A 257-nucleotide genomic window follows, 5' to 3' on the forward strand; every position below is an offset into this window, starting at 1 on the left:
GTTGGGATCCCAGGGGTCGTGTCACCGTTTACCGGCTTGGTAAAAAACTCAAATTCAACCTGGATTAACGGTCATCCTTTAGACAAAGACTTAAGTGAATTGCTGAACCGCGAAGTGCGTGTTGCCAATGATGCAAACTGTTTTGCGGTATCAGAAGCGGTTGACGGCGCTGCCGCCGGTAAAGGTGTTGTTTTTGGTGGCATTATCGGTACAGGTTGTGGTGCAGGTATTGCCATTAACGGCCGTGTACATGGCGG

At 49.8% G+C, this 257-nt stretch carries 1 protein-coding gene; it reads left to right on the forward strand.

The window, feature by feature from the left end; translation table 11 throughout:
- Positions 1–18 precede the first annotated feature (18 nt).
- A partial coding sequence (locus AAEZ03_RS28050) for an ROK family protein (protein WP_350583207.1) occupies positions 19–257 on the forward strand: 239 nt, incomplete at its 3' end.

The sequence above is a fragment of the Pseudomonas sp. HY2-MNA-CIBAN-0224 genome, from assembly GCF_040310285.1.
GTDB lineage: Bacteria > Pseudomonadota > Gammaproteobacteria > Pseudomonadales > Pseudomonadaceae > Aquipseudomonas > Aquipseudomonas helleri.